23 protein-coding genes, 1 tRNA gene and 1 pseudogene are annotated in these 26,062 nt (G+C 54.2%); 13 read left to right on the top strand and 12 right to left on the bottom strand.

Features of this window, described 5'->3' with window-relative positions; genetic code table 11:
* The first annotated feature begins 123 nt into the window (after positions 1 to 123).
* Both AC6IZD_RS09305 and AC6IZD_RS09300 read left to right on the top strand, forming a co-directional pair.
* Entirely contained in the window at positions 124 to 1,557 is a 1,434-nt protein-coding gene (locus tag AC6IZD_RS09305; RefSeq protein ID WP_497787415.1) for a short-chain fatty acid transporter, read from the top strand.
* Positions 1,558 to 1,756: 199 nt separating this feature from the next.
* A complete protein-coding gene (locus AC6IZD_RS09300) occupies positions 1,757 to 2,740 on the top strand; it encodes a quinone oxidoreductase family protein (protein ID WP_497787414.1) in 984 nt (327 codons plus the stop codon).
* 67 nt (positions 2,741 to 2,807) lie between these two features.
* Here the strand turns inward: AC6IZD_RS09300 and AC6IZD_RS09295 are convergent, their stop codons facing one another.
* The 3 genes from AC6IZD_RS09295 to AC6IZD_RS09285 all read right to left on the bottom strand — a co-directional run bounded on the left by AC6IZD_RS09295 (position 2,808) and on the right by AC6IZD_RS09285 (position 9,277).
* Positions 2,808 to 4,262, bottom strand: coding sequence for an NAD-dependent malic enzyme (locus AC6IZD_RS09295; RefSeq protein ID WP_497787413.1), 1,455 nt, complete (start codon positions 4,260 to 4,262; stop codon positions 2,808 to 2,810).
* Between the two features lie 402 nt (positions 4,263 to 4,664).
* The gene (locus AC6IZD_RS09290) at positions 4,665 to 8,042 is read right to left on the bottom strand and encodes a PAS domain S-box protein (RefSeq protein WP_497787412.1); all 3,378 of its coding nucleotides are present in this window, start codon (positions 8,040 to 8,042) and stop codon (positions 4,665 to 4,667) included.
* Positions 8,043 to 8,104: 62 nt separating this feature from the next.
* Positions 8,105 to 9,277, bottom strand: coding sequence for an MFS transporter (locus AC6IZD_RS09285; protein WP_497787411.1), 1,173 nt, complete (start codon positions 9,275 to 9,277; stop codon positions 8,105 to 8,107).
* Between the two features lie 13 nt (positions 9,278 to 9,290).
* On the opposite strand from AC6IZD_RS09285, the gene AC6IZD_RS09280 reads away from it, so the two are divergent.
* The 7 genes and pseudogenes from AC6IZD_RS09280 to AC6IZD_RS09250 all read left to right on the top strand — a co-directional run bounded on the left by AC6IZD_RS09280 (position 9,291) and on the right by AC6IZD_RS09250 (position 15,379).
* Positions 9,291 to 10,439: a hypothetical protein gene (locus AC6IZD_RS09280; protein WP_497787410.1), complete on the top strand. Its 1,149-nt coding sequence runs from the start codon at positions 9,291 to 9,293 to the stop codon at positions 10,437 to 10,439.
* A 3-nt stretch (positions 10,440 to 10,442) separates the two neighbouring features.
* The gene (locus tag AC6IZD_RS09275) at positions 10,443 to 12,740 is read left to right on the top strand and encodes a molybdopterin oxidoreductase family protein (protein ID WP_497787409.1); all 2,298 of its coding nucleotides are present in this window, start codon (positions 10,443 to 10,445) and stop codon (positions 12,738 to 12,740) included.
* 18 nt (positions 12,741 to 12,758) lie between these two features.
* Positions 12,759 to 12,827 (top strand): annotated as a pseudogene (locus AC6IZD_RS09270) (4Fe-4S binding protein); the annotation flags it as partial.
* A 30-nt stretch (positions 12,828 to 12,857) separates the two neighbouring features.
* Positions 12,858 to 13,376, top strand: coding sequence for a 4Fe-4S dicluster domain-containing protein (locus AC6IZD_RS09265; RefSeq protein WP_497787570.1), 519 nt, complete (start codon positions 12,858 to 12,860; stop codon positions 13,374 to 13,376).
* Positions 13,364 to 13,903 carry a QcrA and Rieske domain-containing protein gene (locus AC6IZD_RS09260; protein ID WP_497787408.1) on the top strand — a complete coding sequence of 180 codons (540 nt, stop codon included), beginning with the start codon at positions 13,364 to 13,366 and terminating at the stop codon, positions 13,901 to 13,903. The genes AC6IZD_RS09265 and AC6IZD_RS09260 overlap by 13 nt, the downstream gene beginning before the upstream one ends.
* Positions 13,900 to 14,217 carry a hypothetical protein gene (locus tag AC6IZD_RS09255; RefSeq protein WP_497787407.1) on the top strand — a complete coding sequence of 106 codons (318 nt, stop codon included), beginning with the start codon at positions 13,900 to 13,902 and terminating at the stop codon, positions 14,215 to 14,217. Before AC6IZD_RS09260 ends, AC6IZD_RS09255 begins: the two co-directional genes overlap by 4 nt.
* A 193-nt stretch (positions 14,218 to 14,410) precedes the next feature.
* A complete protein-coding gene (locus tag AC6IZD_RS09250) occupies positions 14,411 to 15,379 on the top strand; it encodes a phosphotransferase (RefSeq protein WP_497787406.1) in 969 nt (322 codons plus the stop codon).
* Here AC6IZD_RS09250 and AC6IZD_RS09245 read toward each other — a convergent pair.
* The gene (locus tag AC6IZD_RS09245; protein ID WP_497787405.1) at positions 15,358 to 16,221 is read right to left on the bottom strand and encodes a hypothetical protein; all 864 of its coding nucleotides are present in this window, start codon (positions 16,219 to 16,221) and stop codon (positions 15,358 to 15,360) included. The genes AC6IZD_RS09250 and AC6IZD_RS09245 overlap by 22 nt on opposite strands.
* A 116-nt stretch (positions 16,222 to 16,337) precedes the next feature.
* On the opposite strand from AC6IZD_RS09245, the gene AC6IZD_RS09240 reads away from it, so the two are divergent.
* A complete protein-coding gene (locus AC6IZD_RS09240) occupies positions 16,338 to 17,333 on the top strand; it encodes a glycosyltransferase family protein (RefSeq protein ID WP_497787404.1) in 996 nt (331 codons plus the stop codon).
* A gap of 15 nt (positions 17,334 to 17,348) precedes the next feature.
* Here the strand turns inward: AC6IZD_RS09240 and AC6IZD_RS09235 are convergent, their stop codons facing one another.
* Both AC6IZD_RS09235 and AC6IZD_RS09230 read right to left on the bottom strand, forming a co-directional pair.
* Positions 17,349 to 17,819: a tetratricopeptide repeat protein gene (locus AC6IZD_RS09235; protein WP_497787403.1), complete on the bottom strand. Its 471-nt coding sequence runs from the start codon at positions 17,817 to 17,819 to the stop codon at positions 17,349 to 17,351.
* A 160-nt stretch (positions 17,820 to 17,979) separates the two neighbouring features.
* Positions 17,980 to 18,055, bottom strand: a tRNA-Lys gene (locus AC6IZD_RS09230).
* Between the two features lie 203 nt (positions 18,056 to 18,258).
* On the opposite strand from AC6IZD_RS09230, the gene AC6IZD_RS09225 reads away from it, so the two are divergent.
* On the top strand, positions 18,259 to 18,612 hold the full coding sequence (locus AC6IZD_RS09225) for a PAS domain-containing protein (protein WP_497787402.1): 354 nt from the start codon (positions 18,259 to 18,261) through the stop codon (positions 18,610 to 18,612).
* Positions 18,613 to 18,679: 67 nt separating this feature from the next.
* Here the strand turns inward: AC6IZD_RS09225 and AC6IZD_RS09220 are convergent, their stop codons facing one another.
* From AC6IZD_RS09220 to AC6IZD_RS09195, 6 genes are all read right to left on the bottom strand, one after another.
* Positions 18,680 to 19,120, bottom strand: coding sequence for a zinc ribbon domain-containing protein (locus tag AC6IZD_RS09220; protein ID WP_497787401.1), 441 nt, complete (start codon positions 19,118 to 19,120; stop codon positions 18,680 to 18,682).
* A gap of 133 nt (positions 19,121 to 19,253) precedes the next feature.
* Entirely contained in the window at positions 19,254 to 19,484 is a 231-nt protein-coding gene (locus AC6IZD_RS09215) for a hypothetical protein (protein WP_497787400.1), read from the bottom strand.
* A 220-nt stretch (positions 19,485 to 19,704) separates the two neighbouring features.
* The gene (locus AC6IZD_RS09210) at positions 19,705 to 20,382 is read right to left on the bottom strand and encodes an HAD hydrolase-like protein (RefSeq protein WP_497787399.1); all 678 of its coding nucleotides are present in this window, start codon (positions 20,380 to 20,382) and stop codon (positions 19,705 to 19,707) included.
* A 57-nt stretch (positions 20,383 to 20,439) separates the two neighbouring features.
* Positions 20,440 to 21,189, bottom strand: a complete 750-nt coding sequence (locus AC6IZD_RS09205; RefSeq protein WP_497787398.1) for a hypothetical protein — start codon at positions 21,187 to 21,189, stop codon at positions 20,440 to 20,442.
* Positions 21,164 to 22,069, bottom strand: coding sequence for an ABC transporter ATP-binding protein (locus AC6IZD_RS09200; protein ID WP_497787397.1), 906 nt, complete (start codon positions 22,067 to 22,069; stop codon positions 21,164 to 21,166). The genes AC6IZD_RS09205 and AC6IZD_RS09200 overlap by 26 nt, the downstream gene beginning before the upstream one ends.
* A complete protein-coding gene (locus AC6IZD_RS09195) occupies positions 22,050 to 22,451 on the bottom strand; it encodes a GntR family transcriptional regulator (RefSeq protein ID WP_497787396.1) in 402 nt (133 codons plus the stop codon). Before AC6IZD_RS09195 ends, AC6IZD_RS09200 begins: the two co-directional genes overlap by 20 nt.
* 207 nt (positions 22,452 to 22,658) lie before the next feature.
* Between AC6IZD_RS09195 and AC6IZD_RS09190 the strand changes: the two genes are divergently transcribed.
* Complete coding sequence (locus AC6IZD_RS09190) at positions 22,659 to 23,840, top strand: FIST N-terminal domain-containing protein (protein ID WP_497787395.1); 1,182 nt, start codon at positions 22,659 to 22,661, stop codon at positions 23,838 to 23,840.
* Positions 23,833 to 26,022, top strand: a complete 2,190-nt coding sequence (locus tag AC6IZD_RS09185) for a hybrid sensor histidine kinase/response regulator (RefSeq protein ID WP_497787394.1) — start codon at positions 23,833 to 23,835, stop codon at positions 26,020 to 26,022. Before AC6IZD_RS09190 ends, AC6IZD_RS09185 begins: the two co-directional genes overlap by 8 nt.
* Positions 26,023 to 26,062: the final 40 nt, after the last annotated feature.

Here is a 26,062-nt window from a genome sequence, read left to right as displayed (position 1 = left end):
CTTATGAATGGGCCACGGTCACTGATGACTGCGGCCCATTTTGCTTCAGCGATTCAAAGTTCTCACGGGTGCACTATCGACTAAGGCGAAATCAATCATCACGCAAGATCGGAGCGCAAGTTTATGGCAAACCCCGGAAGTACTGCGAAGAAGGCTGCTCCCTCAAATACTGTTGCCGACGGAGCGCTCGTGCGTTTTGGACTGGCGCTCTCAACCTGGAGCGAGCGCTGGTTCCCCGATCCCTTAGTATTTGCCCTTGCCGGAGTCGTCCTCGTTTTCATCTTCGGACTCTGCATCGGGCAGAAGCCCAGCAACCTCGCATACCAAGGCGGAAAGGCGTTCTGGAGCCTTGTCCCGTTCACCATGCAGATGGTGATGATCATCATTGGTGGCTACGTCGTCGCGACAGCTCCCATCATCAATCGGTTCATTGCTTGGATCGCAAAGTTCCCCAAGAATCCCCGAGTTGCGATTGCCGTTGTGGCAATGCTCTCGATGCTCACTTCGATCATCTCTTGGGGATTGAGCCTGATCTTTAGTGGACTCCTCGTTCGTGAGTTGGCGAAACGCATCAAGGGAATGGACATCCGCGCCGCCGGGGCGGCTGGGTATCTCGGATTGGGCGCTGTCTGGGCGCTTGGGCTGTCATCATCTGCAGCTATGATGATGGCGACCAAGTCTGCAATCCCGGCTGGGCTTCTGCAGATTGCCGGGGTGATTCCGCTGAAGCAGACACTCTTCTTGTGGCAGAGTATCGCTACAGCGGTCATCCTCATTGTCCTCTCTACGATCATTGCGTATGCGTCTGCGCCTCCAGCAGAGCGGGCCCGCACGGCTGAAGATTACGGCATAAGCTACGAGTCCGCGGAGCGTGTTCTCGAGCCTCGGACACGTCCTGGAGAGTGGCTTGAATACAGCCCGTTGCTCAGCATCCTGGTAGCCGGCCTGCTGTCGTGGTATCTCATCTCTTTCTTCAAACAGTCGCCCACTGGTGCACTGGCGGCCCTGGATCTGAACAATTACAACCTCATCTTTATCACCGCGGGATTAATTCTGCATTGGCGGCCCAAGAGTTTCGTGAAGGCTGTCGCTGAATGCATTCCTGCAACCGGTGGCGTGCTCATTCAATTTCCGTTCTACGCTGTCATCTTCGGCATGATTGTCGGGAGCGGAATTTCGGATTGGATGGCCAATTTGTTTTCGCGCGTTACTACGCACGGAACATATCCTCTGCTGGTAGCTCTCTACTCAGCGCTCATCGGTGTATTTGTTCCGTCCGGTGGAAGCAAGTGGGTCATCGAAGCTCCGTATGTCCTACAGGCAGCCAACAATCTGCATGTACATCTTGGATGGGTAGTTCAGATCTACAATGCTTCGGAAGCCTTGCCGAACCTTGTGAACCCCTTCTGGATGTTGCCGTTGCTTGGCATCCTGCGCCTCAAAGCGCGCGACCTTGTCGGCTACGGTGTGCTCCAGATGATCGTCCACGTCCCTGTAGTCTTCTTTCTGTGCTGGTACTTTGCCCATACCATTCCCTACATCCCGCCGGCAAAGTGAACAGGGAAGCGGGAACGGCACAAAGTTCGTGAAACATCAGCGTGATGGATTCCGTCCATCACGCTTTGTTTTCTGACGCCTGTTGATGGTCGGAGGTTCATCTACAATCATTCCGAAGCCGCGAGATGCTCCCGGCATCTTTACACTAGATACCTAGCAGCAATCAGGAAAGGAAAGACCGCAGATGCGCGCATGGTTGATGGATTCTTATGAAGGTTATGAAAAGCTCCGCCTCGCCGAGGTTTCCGACCCGCAGCCCGGCCCCGGACAGGTACTTTTGAAAATCAAGTACGCGGCGCTCAACCCCGCCGATGCATTCCTTGCGGTGAATCAGTATCCGGCGAAGCCCAAGATGCCTCATGTCCTTGGACGCGATGGAGTTGGGGAGGTGATTGCCGTAGGGCCGGACGTTTCTGGTGTTCGCGCAGGTGAGGTGGTCAGCATCCTGCGCGGAGAAACAGGCGTCGAGCAGTGGGGCACTCTCGCAGAGAAAACGCTTGTCCCCGCCTCTCACATCAACAGCGTTCCGCAGGGCTGGACTCTCGAAGAGACTGCCGGTGCGCCTCTTGTGTTCCTTACAGCATGGCAGGCCCTCACTCAATGGAGCGAGCCTCCTGCGCCTCCCGCGCCCGGTTCAGTCCTGCTCGTAACGGGAGCGTCCGGGGGCGTTGGTTCTGCTGCCGTGTTGCTTGGCAAATCCATGGACTTGACCGTGATCGGACTCTCGCGCAGTAAGGAGAAAGGCGAGAAACTCAAAGAATTAGGCGCGGATTTTGTCTTCGATCCCTCAGAGAAGGGCATACGCAAACAGATTCTTGAAGCCATCAAACCGAATCGAGTCGACTTAGTTGTGGACAGCGTTGGTGGCACCTTCTTCAACGAAGTTATTGCGATGCTTGGTTATCGCGGACGCATCAGCGTCGTTGGCCGCAGTGGCGGCGTCGTCCCAGAGTTCAATACAGCGACCCTGTTCTTCCGTCGCAACCGCATCGGCGGTGTGACAGTTTCCGATTACGCGCCCGACGAGGCAAAAGGTGCGTTCTCCCAGATTGTTGAGCGACTGGCCAAGATGGGCAAACGACCTGTAGTCGATTCCATATTCCCGTTTGAAGACGTAAAGCAAGCGTTTGCGAGACTGGGCGAAGGCCCAATGGGAAAGGTTCTGATCAGAATTGGTGCCTAGCCGCAGCATTGAAAGCAAAAGGGGAGAAGCCGCCGCTTCTCCCCTTAGTCTTGTTCGTCGAGGCTAGTTACTTTGTCGCTACCGCAGCTTCGTACGGATGGTCTTCTTTGCCTGACGTTCTGCGAGCCACACCGGTTTCGATTGCAGCTTTTACTACCGCCGCCGCTACGGCCTTTGCCACGCGCCGATCGAAAACGCCCGGAATAATATAGTCTTCCGTCAGTTCTTCAGGCTTAATGATGTCGGCAATAGCCCTTGCTGCTGCCAGTTTCATCTGCTCATTGATGTCTGTTGCACCGCAGTCCAAGGCTCCGCGGAAAATTCCCGGGAAGCACAATACATTGTTGATCTGGTTGGGGTAGTCGGACCGGCCAGTGGCCATGATGCGCACATACGGCGCCGCATCTTCTGGCATCACTTCCGGCGTCGGGTTCGCCATTGCGAAGACAATTGCATCCCTGTTCATCTTGGCCAGATCTTCCGGTTCCACCGCACCCGGGCCGGACAATCCAAGGAACAGGTCAGCGCCTTCAAGAGCTTCCTTCACCGAACCAGTAAAGTTCGTCGGGTTTGTATGCTCGGCGAACCACTGCTTCATAGTATTGAGGCCTGTGCGGCCTTTGTGGATTGCACCCGTGCGGTCGAACCCGATGACGTTCTTCGCCCCTGCGTTCATGATCATCTTCGAGCATGCAACGCCGGCTGCACCCACGCCAGTCACAATGATCTTTAGATCGCTGATGTTCTTCTTCACGATCTTGAGAGCATTGGTCAACGCTGCGAGAACCACCACCGCCGTTCCATGTTGGTCGTCATGAAACACCGGTATGTTGAGTTCCTTCTTTAGACGCTCTTCGATTTCGAAGCAACGTGGTGCGGATATGTCCTCGAGATTGATGCCCCCAAATCCGGGAGCGACGGCCTTCACTGTGCGGATGATCTCTTCCGTGTCCTTGGTATTCAGGCAAAGAGGGAATGCGTCAACCTCGCCAAATTCCTTGAACAGCAGGGCCTTGCCCTCCATTACTGGCATGGCTGCTTCTGGGCCGATGTCGCCCAATCCCAGGACTGCGGTTCCATCACTGACCACGGCAATTGTGTTCGTCTTGATTGTGAGTTGGAACGCCTTCTCGGGATTATCGTGGATCGCCATGCAAACGCGAGCCACGCCAGGTGTGTAGGCCATTGAGAGGTCCTCGCGCGTAGACAGCGGCACCTTGCTGATGATGCGAATCTTGCCTCCCATGTGCATCATCAGTGTGCGGTCTGAAACGCTCAGGATCTCTACGATCTCCAGAGATTTCAGCCGATCGACAATCAGTTCTCCGTGCTTTTCGTCGCGAGCCGCCAACGTAATCTCGCGAATTTTGTGGGTCTTTGTGACGCCTTTGATATCGATAGCCCCGATGTCACCACCGAGATCGCTGATGAGTGCAGTGACGCGACCAAGACTTCCAGGCTTATTGCTGATCCTGAGCCGAATCGTCAGGCTGTAGCTTGCGCTGGGTTTAGGTGTGTTCACAGATACTCCTTATGAATGCGAATAGAATGTGCACTGCGTTACGTTAAGAAAGAAAGTAAGAAAAGTGCTCGAGATTAATCCGGGCGCTTAGCACAATCATAGTCCTCAGTCGAACTCTGTGTTACGCCCTTCGCGTATTTGTCTCATATCGTGTTTCAAATCGAAGCGCGTCTGTCTAATAGCCTCAGCTAGTTTCAGAGTGTCACGTCTGAAAGTGATGTAGCTCATATCGGCTGTTCCACTTAATCTCATAAGCTCATCTATCCCGGCGGGGTGCAAAGATCTTGATGGCGTGCTCGACTTCACGATGAAGTAATTCAGACACTCCCCATGAGTAACAGCTGTGCGCATGTGCGTGTGGCTACCTCTTGGGTATGGCTGAAAAAATGGAGTGTCGCCGCTTCAATTCGATTGTGCCAAGGCTTGTTGTACTTTGTTCAGCAGGGAAGCCATTCGGAACGGCTTCTGCAAAAAGTAAATCCCGGGATCAAGTACGCCATGCTTTACGATAGCGTCCGCTGTATATCCGGACATGTAGATAACTCTCAAATTGCAACCCTGCTGACGTAAGCGCTCAACCAACTCTTTCCCATTCCCATCCTTCAGAATCACGTCCGTTACTAGCAGATCGATTTCCGGCGACCGCTCGAGTGCCGTACGAAATGCTTCGTCCAATGTCTCGGCCGAAACTACCTTGTATCCTCGATTCGTTAAAAACGGACCAATCACATTCCTCAATCCTTCTTCGTCCTCCACCAGGAGGATCGTCGCATCATGTTGAGAGGTCACTCGGGCCGGCTCCGTTCGTGTTTCATGTTCCCCAGAATCGCGGGGCGGTGCTGTTGGGAGATAGATGCTGAAAGTGGATCCGACTCCGAGTTGGCTGTCCACAGTGATGTATCCTGCTGCCTGCTTCACAATCCCGTAAACCATCGAAAGACCGAGGCCTGTGCCTTTTCCGTGTTCCTTCGTCGTGAAGAATGGCTCAAATACATGCGACAAAACCTCGTCACTCATGCCAATACCGGAGTCTGTGATCGTGAGCAGAGCGTATTCACCAGGAGGTATCTGAGGCAACGCAGCGTCCCCCGAAACTAACTCTACGTTTGAGGTGACTATCTTCAGTCGTCCACCGTTGGGCATGGCATCGCGAGCATTGATGACCAGGTTCATGATCACCTGTTCGAATTGCGAGTGGTCAATCTTTACGGACCATGGATGAGGCTCGAGCAGCATCTGCACATCTATGTTTTCTCCAAGCAAGCGTGGAAGCATGCTCGACATTCCCCGTACAAGTTCGCTGATGGAGGTCTCTTTTGGTAATGTCGGCTGTTTTCGACTGAATGCGAGGAGTTGCTTCGTGAGGTCGGCAGCACGTTGTGCAGATCTCATAATGCTCTCGACCCGTTCTGCAGGTCCCCCATTAAGGCTCATGCTCAGGAGTTCTGTCTCTGCCATTATGACCATCAGCAGGTTATTAAAGTCGTGCGCTATTCCACCGGCAAGTTTGCCGATAGCCTCGAGCTTCTGTGATTGTTGGAGTTGTGCCTCAACCTGCTTCCTTCGGTCACGCTCAGCTTCAGCCTCCCGCAGAGCGTCGAGCGCTGCCAGCCCGGTGCTGATGTTCTCAGTGGCCTCTTTGATGAGAGCGATCTCTTGGCCGGCAAAGGCGTCGTTTAAAGATGCATAAACACAGAAGGCCGCGAAAACGCGCCCATGCAGCATGATTGGCACGGTCAGGGTGGAGTTCAGGCGGTACTTTGCTGCCGTTTCCCTCCAGAGCGCGACCATGGGCGATGAATAATCCTGCATGACTGTGCTCAATCCTTCTCGAATGGCGCGTCCGATAGGACCTCTTCCCGAGGCCTCTTCCTCATTCCACGAGATTGTTGCTTCAGACAAGTACTGTCTTGCTGTGCCAGCTGACGCAACGATCTGGATGGGGTGACCGGGGGTGTGCTCAGGCACGGCAATTAGAGCGAGTGGATACCCTCCGACATTTGCGAAGATGTCGACAGCGCGTTGCAAAAGATCTTCTTGTGTCTTTGTGGTAGTTAACGCTTGGTTCACTGAGCTGAGCACGCGCAGTGCGCGATTCAAACGCCCGATCTCCTCTTCCGCCAGCTTGTGTGCGGTTATGTCTTCCAGGATGACAATGAAATGCGATGCATCTCCGGTTGCATTTCTCGCCAGTGAAAGTGTCAGGTTGATCCATATGACGGCACGATCTTTGCGGATGCATCGTGCCTGCACGGGTGCTAGCTCGCTGTCCCCGGATATAAGCCTCTGCATCAGGTCACGCAGAAGCGGAACGTCCTGTTCATCGGCAACGTCTGTAAGTCGCATTCCGCACAGTTCGCCTCGCGTATACTGCAGAGCCGCGGCCAGCTTCTCGTTTACGCGCAGCCAAACGCCCTCCGGTGACAAATGTGCAATGCCCAGAGCCGCCTGCTCAAATGTGGCACGATTCGTTTCTTCGCTCTCGCGCAACGCATCTTCGGCACGCTGCCGCTCTGTTATATTGCGCAACACCAAGGTGAAGATCTTCTCTCCTCCTGCCATGGCTTCAGAAATGGCAAGCTCCGCAAGGAATGGTTCGCCATCTGACCGAATCACGTTTACGGCGCGCAAATCCGCAACAGGGGACTGATCGACCTCGCCATGGCTGTGAGGCGCCCCGGTGAATAGTTGCTGCGTATCCGGGAGAAAACGCCACAAGGGGGTTCCTATAGCTGCTGCTGCTGAACATCGGAGGGTCTTTTCCGCCGCCAGATTAAACAGCACAATCTCCTCGCGGCCGTTAACGGAAATAACGACGTCATTCGCGGATTGAATGATGGCCGCGAGGCGACGCTCGCTCGCCAATAATTCGGCTGTCCGTTCCGCTACGAGTTCTTCCAGTTGCAGATTCTGTATAGCGCTACGGTCTACCAGCGAAGTGAGCCATATGAAGAACACAACCATTACCGTTCCGCACAGAATCGCGAGTACGCTCGCTAGAGCCCAGCTAAGCTCAGCTTCAACCGACAGAGCCTGGGCAATCGACCAAATGACAAGTATTAGGAAGATGAGAGCTATTGGAAGCGCACGGCGGAAGAGTTTTGCTCCAGCGCTCGGGTTAGTTAGTAATCCTCCTAATGCCCAGCGAGCACGTGACGACAGGATTCCGCAAGACATCACTAGAAAACTGGTCGCTGTTGGGAGGGCCATGGTGATGCCGGACTGGTGGGGCTCGAGAAGCATGGATAGCGCCCCAAAGATGGCGCCGAGAAACGCTCCGAAACAGAAGTACTGGGCATGCCAACCTCCGCGCGGAGTTCGCCAGTCCACCGCGAGAAGGGCGCGGCCGAGTAGCAGAAAAGTCAGTGCGGAGACCGGTGACATGAGGCTCGGCCGTTCAAGATCGTGGGCATCGGCAGGGACACTGGCTAGCAGTTCGTCGATTCGCAGATTCAGCGAAGCGAAATATTCGATGAGGCTGAGTGAGGCGATCACACACACAGCACCTGCCAGGATTCTCGCTACGAGTAAAGGTAGGGACCGCTTACTTGCTAGATTGCGGTCTATCGGACGGCGTTGTAGAAACAGCGAAATCCCCAGCAGAATGAAACAGAAGGCGGCGTTAGGCGCAATGTTGGTAGGTGCGATTCTCCAGTTCGTGAGAGCATGTATCCTGAACCAAGCCCCGAACATCGCCAGCAGCCCCACTGCGGTGCAAAATACGCCCGCGATCTCTGCAACGAGCTCGAAGTGCCTACGTCGGATTCTGATGTCGTTCATAAGCTCGCACTGGCTCAGTTAGGCAAACCCGTGTTTTCAGGGCCTCGATGGAGGCGGCAGGTTCAGCCTCGTTCAACAACCGTTAATCGCCTTGCCTTGGCATTTGACATCAGGACTAGCAGACAAAACACGCAGAAGCCTGCAAGCAAGACAAAACCTAGTGTGAAGTTGCCGGTACGTTGTTGAATGGCGCCCAACACAAGTGGAGGAAAGAACCCTCCTAAGCCGCCAGCCGCGCCAACCAACCCTGTAACGCTCCCTACTGATTTCGGAAAGTATTCCGGAACCAGCTTGAATACCGCTCCATTTCCGAGTCCGATAGCTGTGGCCATGCTCAATGCGCCCACGGTGAACCATACAATGCTGTGAACGGCCAGTGAGAGTGCGGCAAGAGCGGTTAGTGGGAAGACGAAGCGCAGAACGGCCACGCCGCCGATCCGATCTGAAACAATGCCGCCGATCGGTCGCATGCCGGTCGCCAATACAACGAATCCTGCTGTTCGGAGACCTGCGTCCTGTGGCGTCAGCTTGTACATTTCCGTCAGAAAAATGGGGAGATAGATGGACATAGCAACAAATCCACCGAAGGTCAGAAAGTAGTACAGACTCAGGATCCAACTGCGCGACTCGCCCAGAGGGCGCAACATCTCAGAAGCTGACTTGGCGGTAGCGCGCTGTGGCGCATTCCTGGCCATCACAGCAAAGATCACCATCCACACGCAGAGCAGAATTCCAAACAGCCAGAAGCCCCATTTCACTCCGTGTGCTTTGGCAATGAACGGAGCGCCGAAAGCAGCAAGTGACTGTCCGATGTTGCCCGCACCGTAAAAACCAAGCGCGGACCCCTGCTTGTTGGCTGGAAACCAGGCGCTCACAAATGCTACGCCAACGGAGAAACTCGCAAGCCCAATTCCAATCAGGAACCCATATGCGAGTAGATGCCCGTAATCGGTTACGTTCCCCATAAGGAACGCGGGAATTGCTGAAGCCAGCATGACCAGTGTGAACACAGTTCGTCCGCCGTATCGGTCTGTGAGCATCCCAAGCGGAATGCGACCAACACTGCCGAGGAGCACAGGGAGGGCCACTGCAAGGCTCTTCTGCACAGATGTAAGCTGCATCTGCTTACTGATGATCGGCATCATAGCCGACATCGTGCCAAAAACGGCAAAGCACAATGCGAATGCGCCCGTGCCCAAAACAAGTTGAACAGAGGAGGATGTTCTTGGAGGCATGCCGGACGTTTAGATGCCATCCTCTCGCGCTCCGCTGAATCGTTCTGTTGATTTTCGCGTGTTTGAGCCCACTCTCCAGCAGCCCCAAACATCGAAAGGCACAGGTGAACGTGTGCACAGTAAGTGGCCAGCAGTGTTCGCAGTCTTATCAGCCGGCATGCTCCTCGCGCTGATCTACTTGGGCTCTCGTGGGTTCAGAGATTTCGATCCCGCACTGATCGGGTATGCGGTCGCGTCGATATTCGCCGTCGCTGCGGTCGTCTATCGATATTGCTTGTGGATCACTCGCCCCCCAACGTGGCGGTACTTCCGTGCAGGCTGGATCAACTTTTTCTCCTGGCAGAACTTTCGGAAGTACACGCTGCTAGTACCGTCGATGTCATGGCACGACATCTTTGGGCAGACCTTTCTTCTCCATCGCAGCTTTGAGCGTTGGTTGATGCACATGTGTATATCGTGGGGCGTGATCCTCTCCTGCTTCATAACATTTCCGCTCACGTTTGGCTGGATGAGATTCACGTTGGTCGGCGCCGATCGTTATCAGCTCTGGATGTGCGGATTCCCAGCTTTTCGGTTCAACATCGAGGGCATTGTCGGGTTCGTGCTGTTCCATGGTCTTGACTTCACTGCTGTGATCCTGATGGTCGGCTTGGCTATTGCGCTGAAGCGCCGTCTTGAGGACGTTGGCTTGCGAACTACGCAAAGGCTCGGCTTTGATCTGGTTCCGCTCGTTCTACTCTTCGCGATTTCCGTTACCGGTTTGGCTCTCACTGCATCCTCAACATGGTGGCAGGGGCGCTACTACTGGTTCATCTCGCTCACGCATCAGGTGATTGTCGTTGCATGGTTGCTCTCTATTCCGTTCGGCAAGTTCTTTCACATCGTTCAAAGGCCGGCCAGTATGGGGGTCACGTTGTACCAGACAGTCAATCAGGGACTGGCGCAGAGCGAAGAAGCAGACGCAAATTCAGCCAGCTGCGCTCGTTGTGGGAGAGAGCTTCCGTCGCGACAATTCATCGAGGACATCAAGGCCACGCTCAACGATCTTGGCCAGCACTATCAGGTCGGAGCTAACAACATCCTGCAGGACCTTTGTCCTACCTGCAAACGGGTTGTGCGTGGACAGTCTTACTACGATGTAGTGGGAAGAAAGTTCGTGTAGCCAATGTCGGTCAATAAGGACATCTTCGAACCCGGGCGGGAAGCAAACTACGATTTCCAATCTGCCGGGAAGCCTGCAAGCGGTTGGGCAAAATCAGACGAGCTTCCAGAAACCCTTGTGCCCACGCATTGCTGCTTCTGCGGTGTGCAATGCGGAATGTATCTTCGCGTCGCAAACGGACAGGTCACAGGTGTGGAACCAAGAGACTATCCACACAATCGTGGAGCGTTGTGCCCAAAAGGAATTGTGGCCTATCAACAAGTGAATCATCCGGACCGGTTGCGCTATCCGATGATCCGCCGGGGAGGGAAGCAGGGAAGCTTAGAGCGGGCAACTTGGGATGAGGCATACTCCTACATCGTTCAACGCTGGACGCAACTGCAGCAGCAGTATGGAAAGGATTCTGTTGCCGTATACAGTGGCTCGTCGATGACGAACGAGAAATGCTATCTCATGGGCAAGTTCGCTCGTGTGGGTCTCGGAACCCGGCACATCGATTACAACGGTCGGCTCTGTATGTCAGCCGCCGGAGTTGCGTACGCGAAGGCTTTTGGGCTGGACCGCTCTCCTATACCAATGCCGGATATCGCGCTGACGAATTGCATCCTTGTTGCAGGTTCAAACGTGTCGGAATGCTTTCCGGTAATGATGCAGTGGATTTGGCGTGCTAGAGACAATGGTGCGCGACTCATCGTCATGGATCCTCGGGAAACGCCCACGGCGCGCACTGCAGATATCTGGCTCCCTTTGAGGCCGGGCACTGACGTAGCAATCCTAAACGCAATGTTGCGATACATCGTCTCTGAAGGATTGATTGACGAAGAGTACATCGCGACACGTACCCGGGATTGGGACAAAGTAAAGCAAGCGATAGAACCGTTTACTCCGGAGTACGCGGAGCGCATTGCCGGTGTCCCTGCTCGACGAATTTTGGCCGCTGCAGAGGTTTTTGGCCGAGCACCGCGGTCCATCGTGATGCATGCCCGCGGAATAGAGCACAGCACTCACGGAGTGGATAACTGTCTGGCATGCATTAATCTTGCACTCGCGCGCGGGCAAGTTGGACGAGTCGGCGGCGGTGCGATGATGATCACTGGCCAGGGCAATGGGCAAGGCGGGAGGGAACATGGTCAAAAGGCAAACCAACTTCCCGGGTATCGCCACATTGACGTGCTTGAAGACCGCGAAGAGGTTGCAAAGGTTTGGGGTATTTCTGAGTCGGAGATTCCCGGCGAGGGTGCAGCGGCAACAGAGATGGTGAAGTTAATGGCCTCAGGCGAAATTAAGAGTTGCCTGATTATCTGCTCCAACCTCATGGTCAGTCTTCCTGATAACGCTATCGTAGCGCGTGCGCTCGATAGCCTCGACCCGCTTGTCGTAATTGACTTCTTCATGTCCGAAACAGCTGAGCGCGCTGATGTCGTTCTGCCCGGTTCAGTGTGGTGCGAGGATGAAGGGACAACGACAAACCTCGAGGGACGTGTGATCAAGATCAACCGTGCAGCAAACCCTCCAGGCGAAGCTTTGCGTGATTGGGAGATCGTGTCTGAGCTCGCTCGGCGCATGGGGCGCGGCAAGTACTTCGAATACAGATCGAGCGGCGAAATTTTCGACGAGATGCGACGCGCGTCTAAGGGCGGCGTCGCAGACTACTCTGGCATTACGTGGGAGAAGATTGAGCGTCAAAGCGGAGTGTTCTGGCCCTGTAAAGAAGGTGATTCGGGAACTCCGAGGCTATTTGCCGAACGTTTTGGCCACAAAGATGGACTGGCGAGATTCTATCCAATCGATTATCGCCCCGCAGCAGAAGAGCCAAGTGAAGAGTTCCCCTTCCGGCTTACAACCGGACGTGTCGTTTATCACTACCTCAGTGGAAACCAGACTCGACGTCTCGGGTTCCTGAATGAGCAGGCGCCGGAACCATGGGTAGAGATCCACCCGAAAGCAGCGGCTAGATTCGGAATCGAGCATGAGTCGCGTGTCCGTGTCCGGACTCCGAGGGGTTCAATGGAACTCAAGGCGGTTGTTGCACCAACGATTCGCCCTGACACGTTATTCATCCCATTCCATTACGGGCACAAGCAAGCGGTGAATCAATTGACTAATCCTGCCGTGGATCCTACGGTGAAGATCCCAGAGTACAAAGCATGCGCAGCCACCATTGAACCTATCGGCTCGGCAATTCCGCAATCGGCTCAACAGGCTACCGAAAACTTCACCGCGGATAACACCCCACGGATGTTCCCATACACAGTCGGTGAGACCAAAGCTCCGCCGGAGAAGCAGGGAAAGCAATTCTAGTTGGAGTTCTTCTCGAAGATGCCAATCAATACTCTGTTTGTTGATCCCTCGCGATGCATTGGATGTCGGGCATGTGAGGCGGCCTGTCGCGAATGCGATTCTCACAAAGGCGAAAGCATGATCATGGTTGATTTCATCGATCGCGCTTTTAGTGTCGCGACACAGCCCACTGTTTGCATGCATTGCGAAGACCCTGTTGCTCCGTGCGCTCAGGTCTGTCCAGTGATGGCTATCCTAATCACTCCCGAAGGCGTAGTGCAGCAGGCCGATGCTTCGCGTTGCATTGCTTGTCGCAATTGCGTGTACGCCTGCCCATTTGGTGTGCCTAAGATCGACCTGTCGGCACGCCTCATGAAGAAGTGCAATCTATGCTATGACCGCACATCGCAAGGACTTCAGCCTTGGTGCGCGCAGACATGCCCCACAGATGCTTTATGGTACGGCACGTTTGAGCAGTTTGCTAAAGAGAGGAATGGCACACCTGTGCGCCACACGGAGTTTGGCACGCAGGAGGTTCGCACTCGCGTCTATCACGTCGTGCCTGCTCCAACTGCAAGCCTGAAGGTCACGACAGGTGCAGAAGGTGCCCGAAGTTCCGGTGTCGTTGCTGAGGAGGAAGAGCCGTGGATAGTCTAGAAAATACAAGACCGGTTGAGCAGACCGAACCAGAGGGCGACAGCACGCAAGTCAAACAATGGCGATCTCAGTTTCCCTATCACTGGGACGCTGACGAACTGGTTTCGCGCAGAGAGTTACTGAAGTTTGCTGTCTACACCTCGGGGACCCTTTTTCTTGGCACAGCGCTGTTGGCACTGCTTGGCCGACTTCATCGCCCTGCCACGCCTCTGCAAGAACCCATCGCCTCGGTGGCGGACGTGGCACAAGGTGACGCCCTGTATTTTCACTATCCTGGACCTCAGGACCAAGCCGTTCTGTTGCATCTTAATGACGGACGGTTTGTGGCGTACAGCCAAACCTGCACACACCTCTCCTGTTCTGTCTACTACCAGAAGGATAAGAAGCGCTTATTCTGCCCCTGCCATGAGGGAGTGTTCGATCCTGCAACCGGTGATCCAGTAGCTGGGCCTCCTGTTCGTCCACTTCCCAAAATCGCGCTCCATTCAGATGGAACGCAGCTGTACGCCGTCGGGGTAGAAGCATGACTACGCCGCTTCGTGAAAGGTTTACCACCGGTCAGGAACGGCGCATGCAGGCTGCACCACCTCCCGGCGAGGGTGCATTGCTTGGGGCAGCGTTGGCCATCGGCATTCTTCTGATGGGCATTCAGTTATGGATATTGACCGTTGCGCTCGAGCAATTCGAACGCCATGACTTCCGCCAAATCTATGCTCTGGCTGCGCTATCGGCGGCAATATTCGCTGGGGGCATCGTTATGCTTCGACTTCTTAGAAGAGCACCGTTCGTCCGTCGAACCTCCGTCCCTAGCTCGTCATCTGACATGAAGCCCCAAGCGTGACGAGCTAGTCCAACCTCTGCTTCCTCCTGCACCGAGGCGCGTCCAGAAGCTCGGCCCCGCGCCCCGCTCCATCCTCACCCACAACTCCTCCCAACTCTCCTCTGATGATGTTTCCCAAAAACGCCGATAGATAGCTGCCGCCGAATGTGCCCGAGAAGAGTTGCGCTCGTAGGCGAAGCTCGGTAGAACGCAGATGAACCCACTAGCGACGATTGCCGAATATGACCAGAGCTGTCGATATATCGATTCTAATGTACACGCGCTCCCGCAACAGGTTGATGCGACAGTTCAACTGGTCGGGCATTCCGGTGCGAAGGTAACGCTGCATCGAGTTCGCAATCAGAGCTTCGTCAGGAAAATGGCTGCAACTTCGTCCCAAAACGAACGACTACGAAGGCAACATGAAAAGCAAGAGCGATTCTATTTCGAGGGTGTCCGAACCGCGTCCACCTATCGGGCGGGAATGGAGCATGGACTCTTTTTCTTCGACATGGAATTCGTCCCATGCACCAGCGTCTCAGCCGAGATCTGCGACGGACAGATCAAGAGCACCGGAAAGCTAGTTGAGTTTGTTCGTGATTGGGTAACGAAGATGAAGGCAAGCACGGATGGCTACCTCAGTGAGGCCGATCTGCTCCGAAAGCTGGACTCGGTAGTCGGCTCCAGTCATCGCAATCCTCTCTTGTCCTCAATGCATGGTCGACTGCAGCGGATTCACTCCTCGCTGTGCGCCGAATCCTGGCCCGCCATCCCCCGATCTTCATGCCACGGCGACTTTACGACGGAAAATATCCTCGTTGATAGTGATGGACAATTGTTTCTGATCGACTTCGATGACCCAGATCTCTCCTCGTACTTCCTGGACATTGCCAAGCTGTATCAAGACCTCATGGGCTTATGGTGCCTTCGAAAACTCGCAGCTCACAAGTCGGAGGCGCTTAGATTCCGAAACGCACAGTTAGCGCTACGCAGATTGCGTACCGAGATGGACCCTGTGATCGCGAGTGCGGCGCCGACGCTGCTACCCAAGTTGCACCTGCTGGTCTGCCTAAATCTGCTGCGGGCACTTCCATATTGCACCACGGAATCTGTAACCCATTTCATCCTGAACCGCGTCGAAGCTCTTCGGCGGTTGCCACATCAAGCGTTAGTCGCAGGATAGAGACTTTCAATGTAGCTTCGGACCGCACATATTTCGCGAGGTATTCGTTTCACGGAGAAGATGCTGCTCAGATCGTTGTTCGCGATATGTGGTGAACGCAGACAGCCCGGCTGCTTAGGGGACAAGATCATTCCACGGCCGCTTCTGACAAGATCAACCAGCGGCTGGTCTACCGGGACATAGTTCGTATAGTTTTGGAACGTAAATGGCGGCGCAACCGGAGCTGTGAGGCGGAGCAGAGCCACTGCCATTGTCTGCGGAAGGATTTCTTCTGTCTCAAACCAGCATGACTCGAGCGGAAAGAATCTATAGAGTAGGTCCACCATTTCGGAGAAGACCTGCACTGTATAGAACTGTCCTTCTGCCTGACCACCGAAAATGCTCTTGAGTCCAAGATGACTGAGCAGACTTTTCATTCGTGCATCATCTTCGACCCGGCGATGGAAGAGATGCCAATCTGCCCGGGGATCGAAGACTTCGATCTGAACGCCGGCCTGAATCTGGGCCGCGTGTTCTTCAAATCCGGATCGCACAAAGAGTTCGTTGGAAGAAATCAATGCGACTGTGTCGAAATCAGTTCTGCATTGTCGAGCAAAGCCGAAGTTGGAAGCGTGAACATGGAACAACCCCTTCCCGTGCTGGGTCGGGAATCGTTGAGGATTCAACATAATTCCGGGTTGGCGTGCCAATGCGGCAAACTCTTCCATGTCCCCAGAAAACACGGTAGACACGTGCAAGCAGACCGCAGCGTTCGGACAAAACTGCCGGATGTTTTCTATCTGGGCAGCTACAATATCTGGTCGTTCGTGCACCGGAAGCGAAAACAGAACTCGATTGGGCATTGACTCTGCTCAACAACAACTGACTCTTTAAAAGGGCATTTTACATGGCAAGAAGCACATTGCTACTTCCTTGCGCCGGGCGCAGCTCCCGATATCAGGGAGTGCGTCCTAAGTGGATGATGACAACTCCAGAGGGCTCGTTGGCTATTGAACGAGCTGCCAGCAGTGTGGCGTCCGAACAGGTCTTAAGGCGGGTCATTGGTATTCGCGCAGAACACGAAGGGAAGTATGGTGCTACGTCGGTTATCCGTCGCGCTCTAGGCGAAGACATCGATATCGTCATCCTGGATCAAGATACAAATGGGCCTGCGGAAACAGTGGCCCTGATGATTGAGCGGGCGGGAGTCCGGGGCCCAGTTCTGGTGAAAGACGCAGATAGCTTTTTCGAGCCGAAGCCCCTGCCTGACGGATCCTTTGTTGCAATCTGTGATCTGCGTCAGGAACTTCACCTTTCTCAGATTGGCGCAAAGAGTTTTGTGCAGATTAACGACCACGGGCTCGTTTCCAACATCATTGAAAAGAACGTTTCTTCGAACTTCGTTTCGGCCGGACTGTACGCCTTCTCCGATTCCGGGAATTTCTTGGCATGTTATCGGGCGATCGTGCAGGAGACCAGTGGGGGAGAGGTGTTCATCTCGCACGTAATAGGAGAGGCGCTGAGGAGAGGCGAGCCATTCCATCCTCACGTGGTTTCAGGCATGATCGACGTGGGCACTCTGGCAGAGTGGCGTTCTTTCGTCGGAAAACGACGGCTGCTCTTGATTGATATCGACGGCGTTGTGTTCAGAAACCAAAGCAAGTACTTCCCGCCATATTGGGGCGATCCCGTCGTGCCGATCAAAGAAAATGTTGACCGATTGCTCCAACTCCAGAGTTCTGGCGCCCAACTTGTTTTCATTACGTCGCGGCCCGAGCAGTACAGGTCTGCCACGTTGGAAGCACTCCAAACGCTGGGACTCGCAGTACACGCTATAGTGATGGACTGCCTTCACTCTCCACGTGTGCTGATAAACGATTATGCGGAAAGCAATCCGTATCCTTCTGCTGTTGCTATCAATATTCCGCGAAACACGCCCAGCCTTCCAGAGCTGACTAAAGATCTGCCGAAGTAATCAGATAAGCGCCCACTAGTGATCGCCAGAGGGACCGTAAGCAATGATCGCTCCTTCTGGCGTTCGGTTTTGGCCTTCATGCTCTGATCGTTGCACCAACTCCCGCATTGCGGCCTTTTCTTCTTCCGATAGGCTGTCCCGCAAGGGGGTGAGGATCGGTATTGCGTCGTCGAGGCGGCCTTGCCTTAGCAGCAGTGTGACCAAGTTGATCGCGGCTTGCCGATGCGATTCGTCCAATTCAAGGGCTCGACGGTAACCTTGCTCTGCGTGAACGAAATCTCCGCAAGCTAATTTTGCGGTCGCCCAATTGTTGCGAAGCTCCGAAGTTTCGCCAGCAACCATTGCGACCTCCAGTAATTTCACTGCTTCGCCCGGATGGCCAAGCTCCAGCAACCGCGTAAAGATCGGTTCCAGGCACCCAGCGTCCGATATTTGCCGGCTTTGCTCAGGTGCTGCCCCGTTGCTCTCGCCTATACCATCGTCCAAAGTGACCTCCCGCAGATCCGAGGTCATTTAGATGCCGTCACGCGTGTGTAGGCACGAGTGCTGCTTCGAGAGCAGGGAAGCGTCACTGCCAATGCTATAGCTGGAGTCGATTCGAGGGGGAAGTATGCTTTGCAGGTTCGGCGTAAGTCTTTCAAATCAATGGTGAGCGCGCTGGGACTCGAACCCAGGACCCACGCCTTAAAAGGGCGTTGCTCTACCAACTGAGCTACGCGCCCACACAAATCTAGCCTACCACAAACCACAGTGGATTCTGCAATCTGCCACTCTGGTTTTGCTCTGAATCGGCTCGCTCCCCCTGTATATGGAAGGACGTTTGCAATCGTAATGCTGTCTGTACTTTCGAGATTGCATGCAACAAAACTGCCCCGAGATTCGCGTCGGGTTGATCGTTCTTCGCCGATTTTTACGAGTGAGGGTTATGTCTATACCGTGTTGGTATTGCGACGCCAAGACATTGATTATCAAGGGGGCAAATGCCGAGGCTATGAGGTTGTTCGGTTATACGCCTGATGAGTTTATCGGCATGCACTCGTTGCAGTTGATTTCAAAGTGCGACGTCTCAAGGATGAGCGCCATTCGTAAGCAGCAAAAATGGGGACCGATGGGAACTTTTACATTGGTTCGCAAAGCTGGCGTCTCCTTCGAAGCTGATCTTCGCTGGCACCAAGGTGAATACCTGGGCACGCTCTGCGATTGTGTCCTCATCGTCAGTCACGGGAATCACGCCAGTTCTGATCGGGAAGATAGCTTCGAATGTAGTCCGCCTACATAGTGTTTGAACAAACACGCAAAAGGCGCTCTTGCAGGGCGCCTTTGCTCTTCATGACTCCATTTTCATCTCACGGCTTGGATTTGAACAGCATTGCGGCTATCAATGCCGCCACGGTCGCCAGCAACCACTCAATCCTCCATGTCTGGACAGCCTGCCATTCCGCGATGGTCGATGTGCTATAGACCAAGCCGGTCATTACAGCGGCCAGCAGGAAAACACCCGCGATCGCTACAAGGAGCAGAGACAAGGTCGGCAAGCCTGACTCTTTCCTAATCCGCTCGATGTCTAACCAGTCCAAGAGCGGGTTGTGCTTCTGCGCGCTTAAATCGTCCTCACGCCCCTGCCCGCAAACGTGGCAGAATCTTGCCCCTGCTGCATATTTGGTGCCGCACGTTGAGCAGAATGCCTCTGTTGCCTGCATCTGAAAACTATGTGTCTGGAACTGTTTTCCCGGAGTTGGCGCAGGACGCCAGTACTCCTGTGACAGTTCCTTCGATAAATCGGCCATGCCCATCTCCCTTGTACCAGGGAGCTTGCAAACAGCTCGCCAAACCGATGCACGGCTATTTCCGGGCATGGAGCAGGTTCGCTGCCATGCCGGATGTGAATAAATTACCTGCCCCATGAACAAGTGCTGTCCGTCAGTTGCGCGAGGGCATAGAGACAACGTTCCCAAATTGCACGGGGTCGGCCCAAACAGACAATAGCAACAGCTCGGCGTGAGTAAACTCCAGAACTGCCGGACGAGGATGCTCTTCGTTAAAGACGTGATTGTCTAGAATTTCGTGTAGGGCCTCTAAAGAGATGCACAGTGTGTGCGCGGCCTCAGCTTCGCTGTAGTACTGCTTGATCGGTTTTTTTAATGTCAGCATTGAGTGGCGTCCTTGCGCTTCTTCGGACAATTCTTTGTACCTTGCCACGCCACCCACTCATATTAGGTAAATTCCTCAAACGTTCGCACTCCAGCTACTTACGAACGTAACTCTAGTACCCAAGTAAACGTCAGTTTTCGGTTCAGCTTGCCGGTTTACTCCAACAGTCAACACCCTAGATCCAGGAAAGTAGCTACATCCCGCGCGCAAGTTTAGAGTTTTATGCTCTTTGCACCAGCAATGTTGGCAGGTCCGCTACAGAAGAGAGCAGAGCGTCTTGCGGTTCCCCCATCAGCCGTTCGCGGCGATATCGGCCTGTCAGCACACCCACGTTCAGTGCCACGCCCGCATTCTGGGCCGACTGTAGATCAAGTGGGGTGTCCCCGACGTTGAGGACCTCGTGAACCGAGCGACAGCGACATCGTTCCATAGCGCGAAAGATCAGATACGGCGCAGGTCTTCCTGCGGCCACTTCATCGCTCGAAACCATCGCACCGAACCATTCTTGCCACCCGAGTCTGCGCACCACCATCTCAAGCGTTTCTTTGCCGAATCCGGTTGTCAGCGCCAATTGCATGCCGCGCTTGCGGAGGGAGTCGAATACATCCTCCGTTCCGGGAATGGGTGCAAGCTGTTCTTCGTATCGGCGATTCACCATGCGGACGAAATCTGCATACACAGCTTCGACGGCTGGCTCCTCTAGAGGTTGCTGCCGCTTGCGCCATCCGAAGAAGCGAATGACCTCACGTTTCGATGCGCCCTTAAACTCCGTCAGTTCTTCGCTACCTACGCCAATGCCGTGCGCTGCCAGCGCATCGACCAGCGACGAAACCACTTCACCGTGATCCTCGATCACGGTGCCGGCCACGTCAAAGATTGCAAGTTTGAGTTCGTGCATAAGAAAGGGAGGTGCGCCCGACTGGGTCACGCACCTCCCCAGCTTACCGCAAAAGTGCTAAGCCATGTCACGATGCTCCAGCAGCTTCTGAGTCGCAAAAGGAATCGCCACCGCGACCAGAAGCCAAAGTGCGACAACCTCGCAGAAGAAAGGCTTCACGCCTGACAGTCTGAGAATGTCAAACAGCTTGTCAAACCACCAGTGGGGAGTTTGCAACCCAAGGTGACTGCGCAACAGCATGCAACCCGTAGTGTAGAGCCCAGACGCAATCAAGGCGAAGACGCTCCCTCGAGATGCGCCCTTCAGCACCACTCCTCCAAACTGTGCAATTCCAAACAGGATCAGGTTTACAGGTGCTGCTGCAATAGCCACGGCAAACATTCGTGGATCCAGTATCAAATGCGCACGTGCGTAGCAGAAAAAGGCCGAGATCAGCAATGGGATCAGCATTACACACTGAATGGCTATAACGCCGCTAAGCCAGTTAACCCAGAGTAGCCAGCCCCTTCTCTGTGGACGTGTAAACAGGAATTCAGTGGTTTTGGTGTCGTACTCCATTGCGATACCGGCTGTGCTGCCGCTGAACAGCGCGGCAATCCAGCCACTCAGCAGTATCAATCCCACGTTAATGTCCTGCAGACCACGCTGGACCTGCAATGCGAAATTTGAGGTGCTCTGCCCAGCTCCGAGTGAGTAGTACTTGTGAGTGATTGCTAGCTCGTCCATCCAGCAAACAAAAACGGTGAATAACAAGATCATTCCGAGCGCAAATTTCCCATACTCAAGCCAGCACTTCCATTGGTACATTTCCGGTCTCCTTTCTAACCAGAGCCAGAAATACCTCGCGCAGGCTCATTGGTTTCACTTCCAGCACCGCCGCACCCTGATGCTTCAATCCTTCCGCAAAGACCTCTCCTTCACGTGCCAACACATATTTGCTGAATTCTCCTTCGCGCAGCGCGGATACAACCTGGCCTCCTTTGTCCGGCAGCCCACTCCCGCTCGCTATCACCAATCGATAGTTCTCGCGAATATCATCGAGCCGCGCTTCAAGCAGCATCTTGCCTTCATGGATGATCCCAACCCAGTCAGCCACTTGCTCCACCTCTGTGAGATCGTGGGAAGAGAAGAATATTGAGCGCCCTTCGCCGACGTGATCCTGTACCAGTGTGCGTAACACGTCATCGAGATACACCGGATCCAGCCCCGATGTGGGTTCATCCAGGATCATCAACTCAGCCCCTTGTGCCAGCGCCAAGAGAAGCGAAACTTTCGTTCGGTTCCCCTTCGAAAGCTTCTTGATTGGTCGCTCCATTGGAACTTCCAGCATTTCTGCGTAGCGGCGTGCCGCCTCATCCGACCACGTCTTGTAGAATCCGCGAGTGAACTTAACCATTTGTGCTGGGGTCATCCAGTCATACAGAGGTTTGTTTTCGCCGACGTATGCGGTACGTTCTAGTATCGCAATGTTGTCTGGATGCACTGCTTGACCCAGCACTGTCGCGGTTCCTGCAGTTGCTCGTCCAAGGCCAAGCAGAATCTTGATTGCAGTTGTTTTTCCTGCGCCATTGCGCCCGAGAAATCCATATACAGAACCTACTGGCGCATTCACGTTCAGCCCATCGAGCGCGCTTACATCGCCATAGCGCTTTATGAGCCCATCAGCTTTAATCGCCCACTCGTTCATGATTCTTCCTCAGTTCTGCGAATTCTTCCTTCAGCAGTTCCAAACACTCGCGCTCCGAAAAACGCAATTGCACGCACTCCACTGCAAGGTGCCTTGCCAATGGCCGCAGCCGTTTGATCTTCTCGCTCTTCAACAGCCCCGGCTTCACATCTGATATGTAGGTCCCTCCTCCGGGAATGCTGCGAGTGATGCCCTCGCGCTCCAGTTCCTGATACGCACGGGCGATGGTGTTGGGATTAATCCGCAAGGCGGCCGCCAGTTTGCGCACCGAGGGCAGGGGATCGCCTTGACGCGCTGCACCGGAAGCAACAGCGTTCTTCACCTGCCCAACGATCTGCTGGTAAATGGGAATCCCTGATGATGCATTGACGTGTAGCAGCATGACTGTACTAGTACCATAGTACGGTAATGCCCGCCAACATAAATCTTTATGTCATGGCGGTTCGGCGCCCACCACCCACGTTCTTAGGGACCACAGGCGATCTCTTCAGGGGCCGATAGACATTTTTCCCGAATCGAAAATCGGAGAAGAGCACCGATGCGCTCAGAGTTTCTGATATGTGTTACGATTCCGCCCCGGCAGGACAATATGTTGTCGCATTCGAATTCTGCAAGCACCAGCCCCGGCCCAAGAATTAAGGTAGGCTATTCCTCGTCTCCTGATCCATCTACTGCGGCTTTAGAGTTGTACTCTCGCGTTGGAGACGAGCGCGCAGGCTTGCTGCTTGTCTTCTTGTCGAGGCAGTACGATGTCCCTGAACTCGCAAGAGAGTTGAAAGAGCGGTTTGGCCCTCTGCCAATGATTGGCTGCACCACTGGCGGTGAGATCGGGCCCGAAGGTTACACAGATGGCGGAGTGTCGGCAATAAGCCTTGGAGCTGAGGATTTCCAGTTTGAATGCGGGCTCATCGAAAATGTTTCTGAGTTGGACATCAAGGAAGGGCAAGCGTTCGCTTATCGTCTTCGTCAGAAACTGGCGCAACGTGTGCAGACCTTTGAGCCTCGCCAGTGTTTTGCGCTTCTACTCATAGACGGCCTTTGTTTCCATGAAGAGGTAGTTGCGCGAGCTGTGCAAGATGGGCTCGGCCGGATCCCACTGGTTGGGGGGTCGGCTGGGGATGGCCTGGATTTCGAACAGACCTTAGTCTTGTACAACGGCCAGAGTTATACGAACTCAGCAGTGCTGCTTGTGGTTTACACGAACCATCCTTTTACAACCTTCAAGACTCAGCATTTTGTTTCCGGCACGCGCAAGCTGATCCTCACCGGGGCGATTCCGGACAAGCGCTTGGCTACCGAGATCAATGGATTGCCGGCAGCCGAAGAATACGCTCGTGCTGTCGGCGTAGATGTCGAGAGAGTATCGCCAGCAGTGTTTTCCGCCCATCCGTTGGTGGTCAAGGTAGGAGGAACAGATTTTGTTCGCTCCATCCAGAAGATAAATCCTGATCGCAGCATCCGATTCTTTTGCGCCATCGACGAAGGCATGGTGTTCAGCGTTGCGAACAACATCGACATGGCTGAGAATCTGACGCTCTTATTCCAGCAGATTGAGGAGTCGATCGGCTCACCTCGTGCGGTCATTGGGTGCGATTGCATCCTGCGCCGCATTGAGTTGATGAATAGTAAGTCCATGCCCGACATTGCTGCGATTATGAGGCAGCACAATGTTGTCGGATTTAGCTCTTACGGCGAACAGTTTCGCGGCATGCATGTGAACCAGACCTTCACTGGGATAGCGATTGGTGCGAGAGACATTCGACATGGCTGAAGACCTGGATCTGCGTTGCGCTCCAGACGATGTTGCTGGACTCCTGCAGGAGATCAAGCGACGCGACAAGATCATCAACGCTCTCGTGAATCGGGTGCAACGCAGCCTCGACAGTCCTCAACATGAATTCAGCTTATTGCAGACCACCTTCATGCTTGAGGAGGAAGTTGGTCGTCGCACAACGGAACTTGAGAGTGCACTGGGCGCTCTGACTGAAGCGAAACGGGAAGTTGAAGCGGCACGGCAGAGACTTTCGGATGCAATTGGAGCGATCTCAGAAGGGTTCGCGCTTTTCAACCCACAAGATGAGCTTATTCTCTGCAATGAGGCGTACCGCACATTATGGGGCTTTGGCCCAGAGGTAATTGGTCGCACGTACACCGACTTGGCCTCTGAAGTGACTCAGCGCTACAAGCCCGCAGATTCTAATTGGCTCGCTCGTTATGTTCGAGATCATCAGTCCGGTACCGGAACATCGGAGTTCCGCGTGGCTGGAGGTAGAACTCTTCAGATTCGCGAGCGCAAGACGTCGGATGGTTCCACCGTCGGACTTTATGCAGACATAACAGAGCTCTCAAAATTGCAGGCGACCGAAGCCGCTCGCCAGCAACTGCTTGACATCATTGACTTCCTGCCAGACTGTACTTTCGCAGTAGATGAAAACAAGGTGGTAATCGCTTGGAATCGCGCGATGGAGAAGATGACCGGGGTTTCAAAGGAAGAGATGATCGGTAGAGGTGATTTTGCCTATGCGGTTGCCGTATACGGCGAACGACGCCCGACGTTGATGAATCTCATCGGCGCTGAGGATCCCGATCTGATGCGCAGGTATGAGAACGTCAGGCGCAGGGGAAACTCGGTCTACGCCGAAGTGTTCGTGCCCTTGGCCTTTGGTGGCAGGGGCGCATTTCTCGACCTTATGGCGTCTTCGTTGCTCGACAGAGAAGGAAGGAAGGTCGGAGCGATTGAGTCACTTCGTGACGTCACAGAGCGCAAGCGAGCGGAGTCGGAACTGCAACTGATGCAGGAACAACTTCGCCAGGCTGCAAAGATGGAAGCTATCGGACGACTGGCTGGAGGCATCGCTCACGACTTCAACAACCAGTTAACCATCGTGCAGGGCTATACGAAACTGTTGATGGATAGGTTCCGCGACGCGACCGTGAACTGCTCGCGGGAACTGCAGGAAATATTGAGGGCAGCAGAGAGGTCGGCGCAATTGACAAGTCAGCTTCTTGCATTCGGACGCAAACAAGTGCTCCATTCCGAAGTGCTTGATCTTGCCGATGTGCTCACGCATATACGTGATCCTCTGGGCCGAATGATTGGAGAAGACATCCGAGTAGAACTCAAAATCGCACCAGACCTTTGGCGGGTCAAAGCAGATCGAAATCAGTTGGAGCAGGCCATCATCAATCTCACAATCAATGCGCGCGATGCGATGCCCAAGGGAGGAAAGCTGACCATTGAGGCTCGGAATGCGTTTTTGGATTCCGATTACATTCTGCACCACATGGGATCCAACGAAGGTGAACACGTCCGCTTGAGCGTCCGCGACACCGGAGTGGGAATGGACGAGCACACATTGGCACGCATATTCGAGCCATTCTTTACAACTAAGCCCGTTGGAGTAGGTACCGGGTTGGGACTTGCGATCGTTTATGGCTTCGTAAAGCAGAGCGAGGGCTACCTCGAAGTGAAGAGCGAAGAGGGCCGTGGTTCCTGCTTTGATCTCTACTTTCCACGCGCTACTGAGGCGACCGTCGAACAGGAGCAACCTTCGGCGACAGTGCCCACAACTGGTACGGAGACAATCCTCATTGTTGAAGATCAGGAAGCATTGCGTGAATTGACCGCACACATTTTAGAGAGCTCTGGCTACCATGTCCTGCAAGCGTCCGATGGAGACGCTGCGATCGCTTTGAACCGCGAACACGCATCAACAATCGACCTTGTTCTTTGTGACGTAGTGATGCCTAACATGTCAGGCCCAGAGGTGGTTAAGCAACTGCTGAAGGACAGGGCTACGCTGAAGGTAATCTACGTCACAGGCTATGCAGAGCGCGCCGTATTACAACCGAGTGATACGCGAACACATGTTCTCTCCAAGCCCTTTACTCCTGAGACGCTTTTTAGGGTTGTGCGGCAAGTCCTTGATGAAGACGTCACCGCCTGCGCATAGACTCTTCCTTGTTCGACAACCTCCGTTCCTCATCCTTCCT

Source organism: Koromonas humicola (assembly GCF_059726255.1).
The sequence above is the reverse complement of the archived record's forward strand: the minus strand, read 5'-3'. Positions and strand labels throughout refer to the sequence as shown.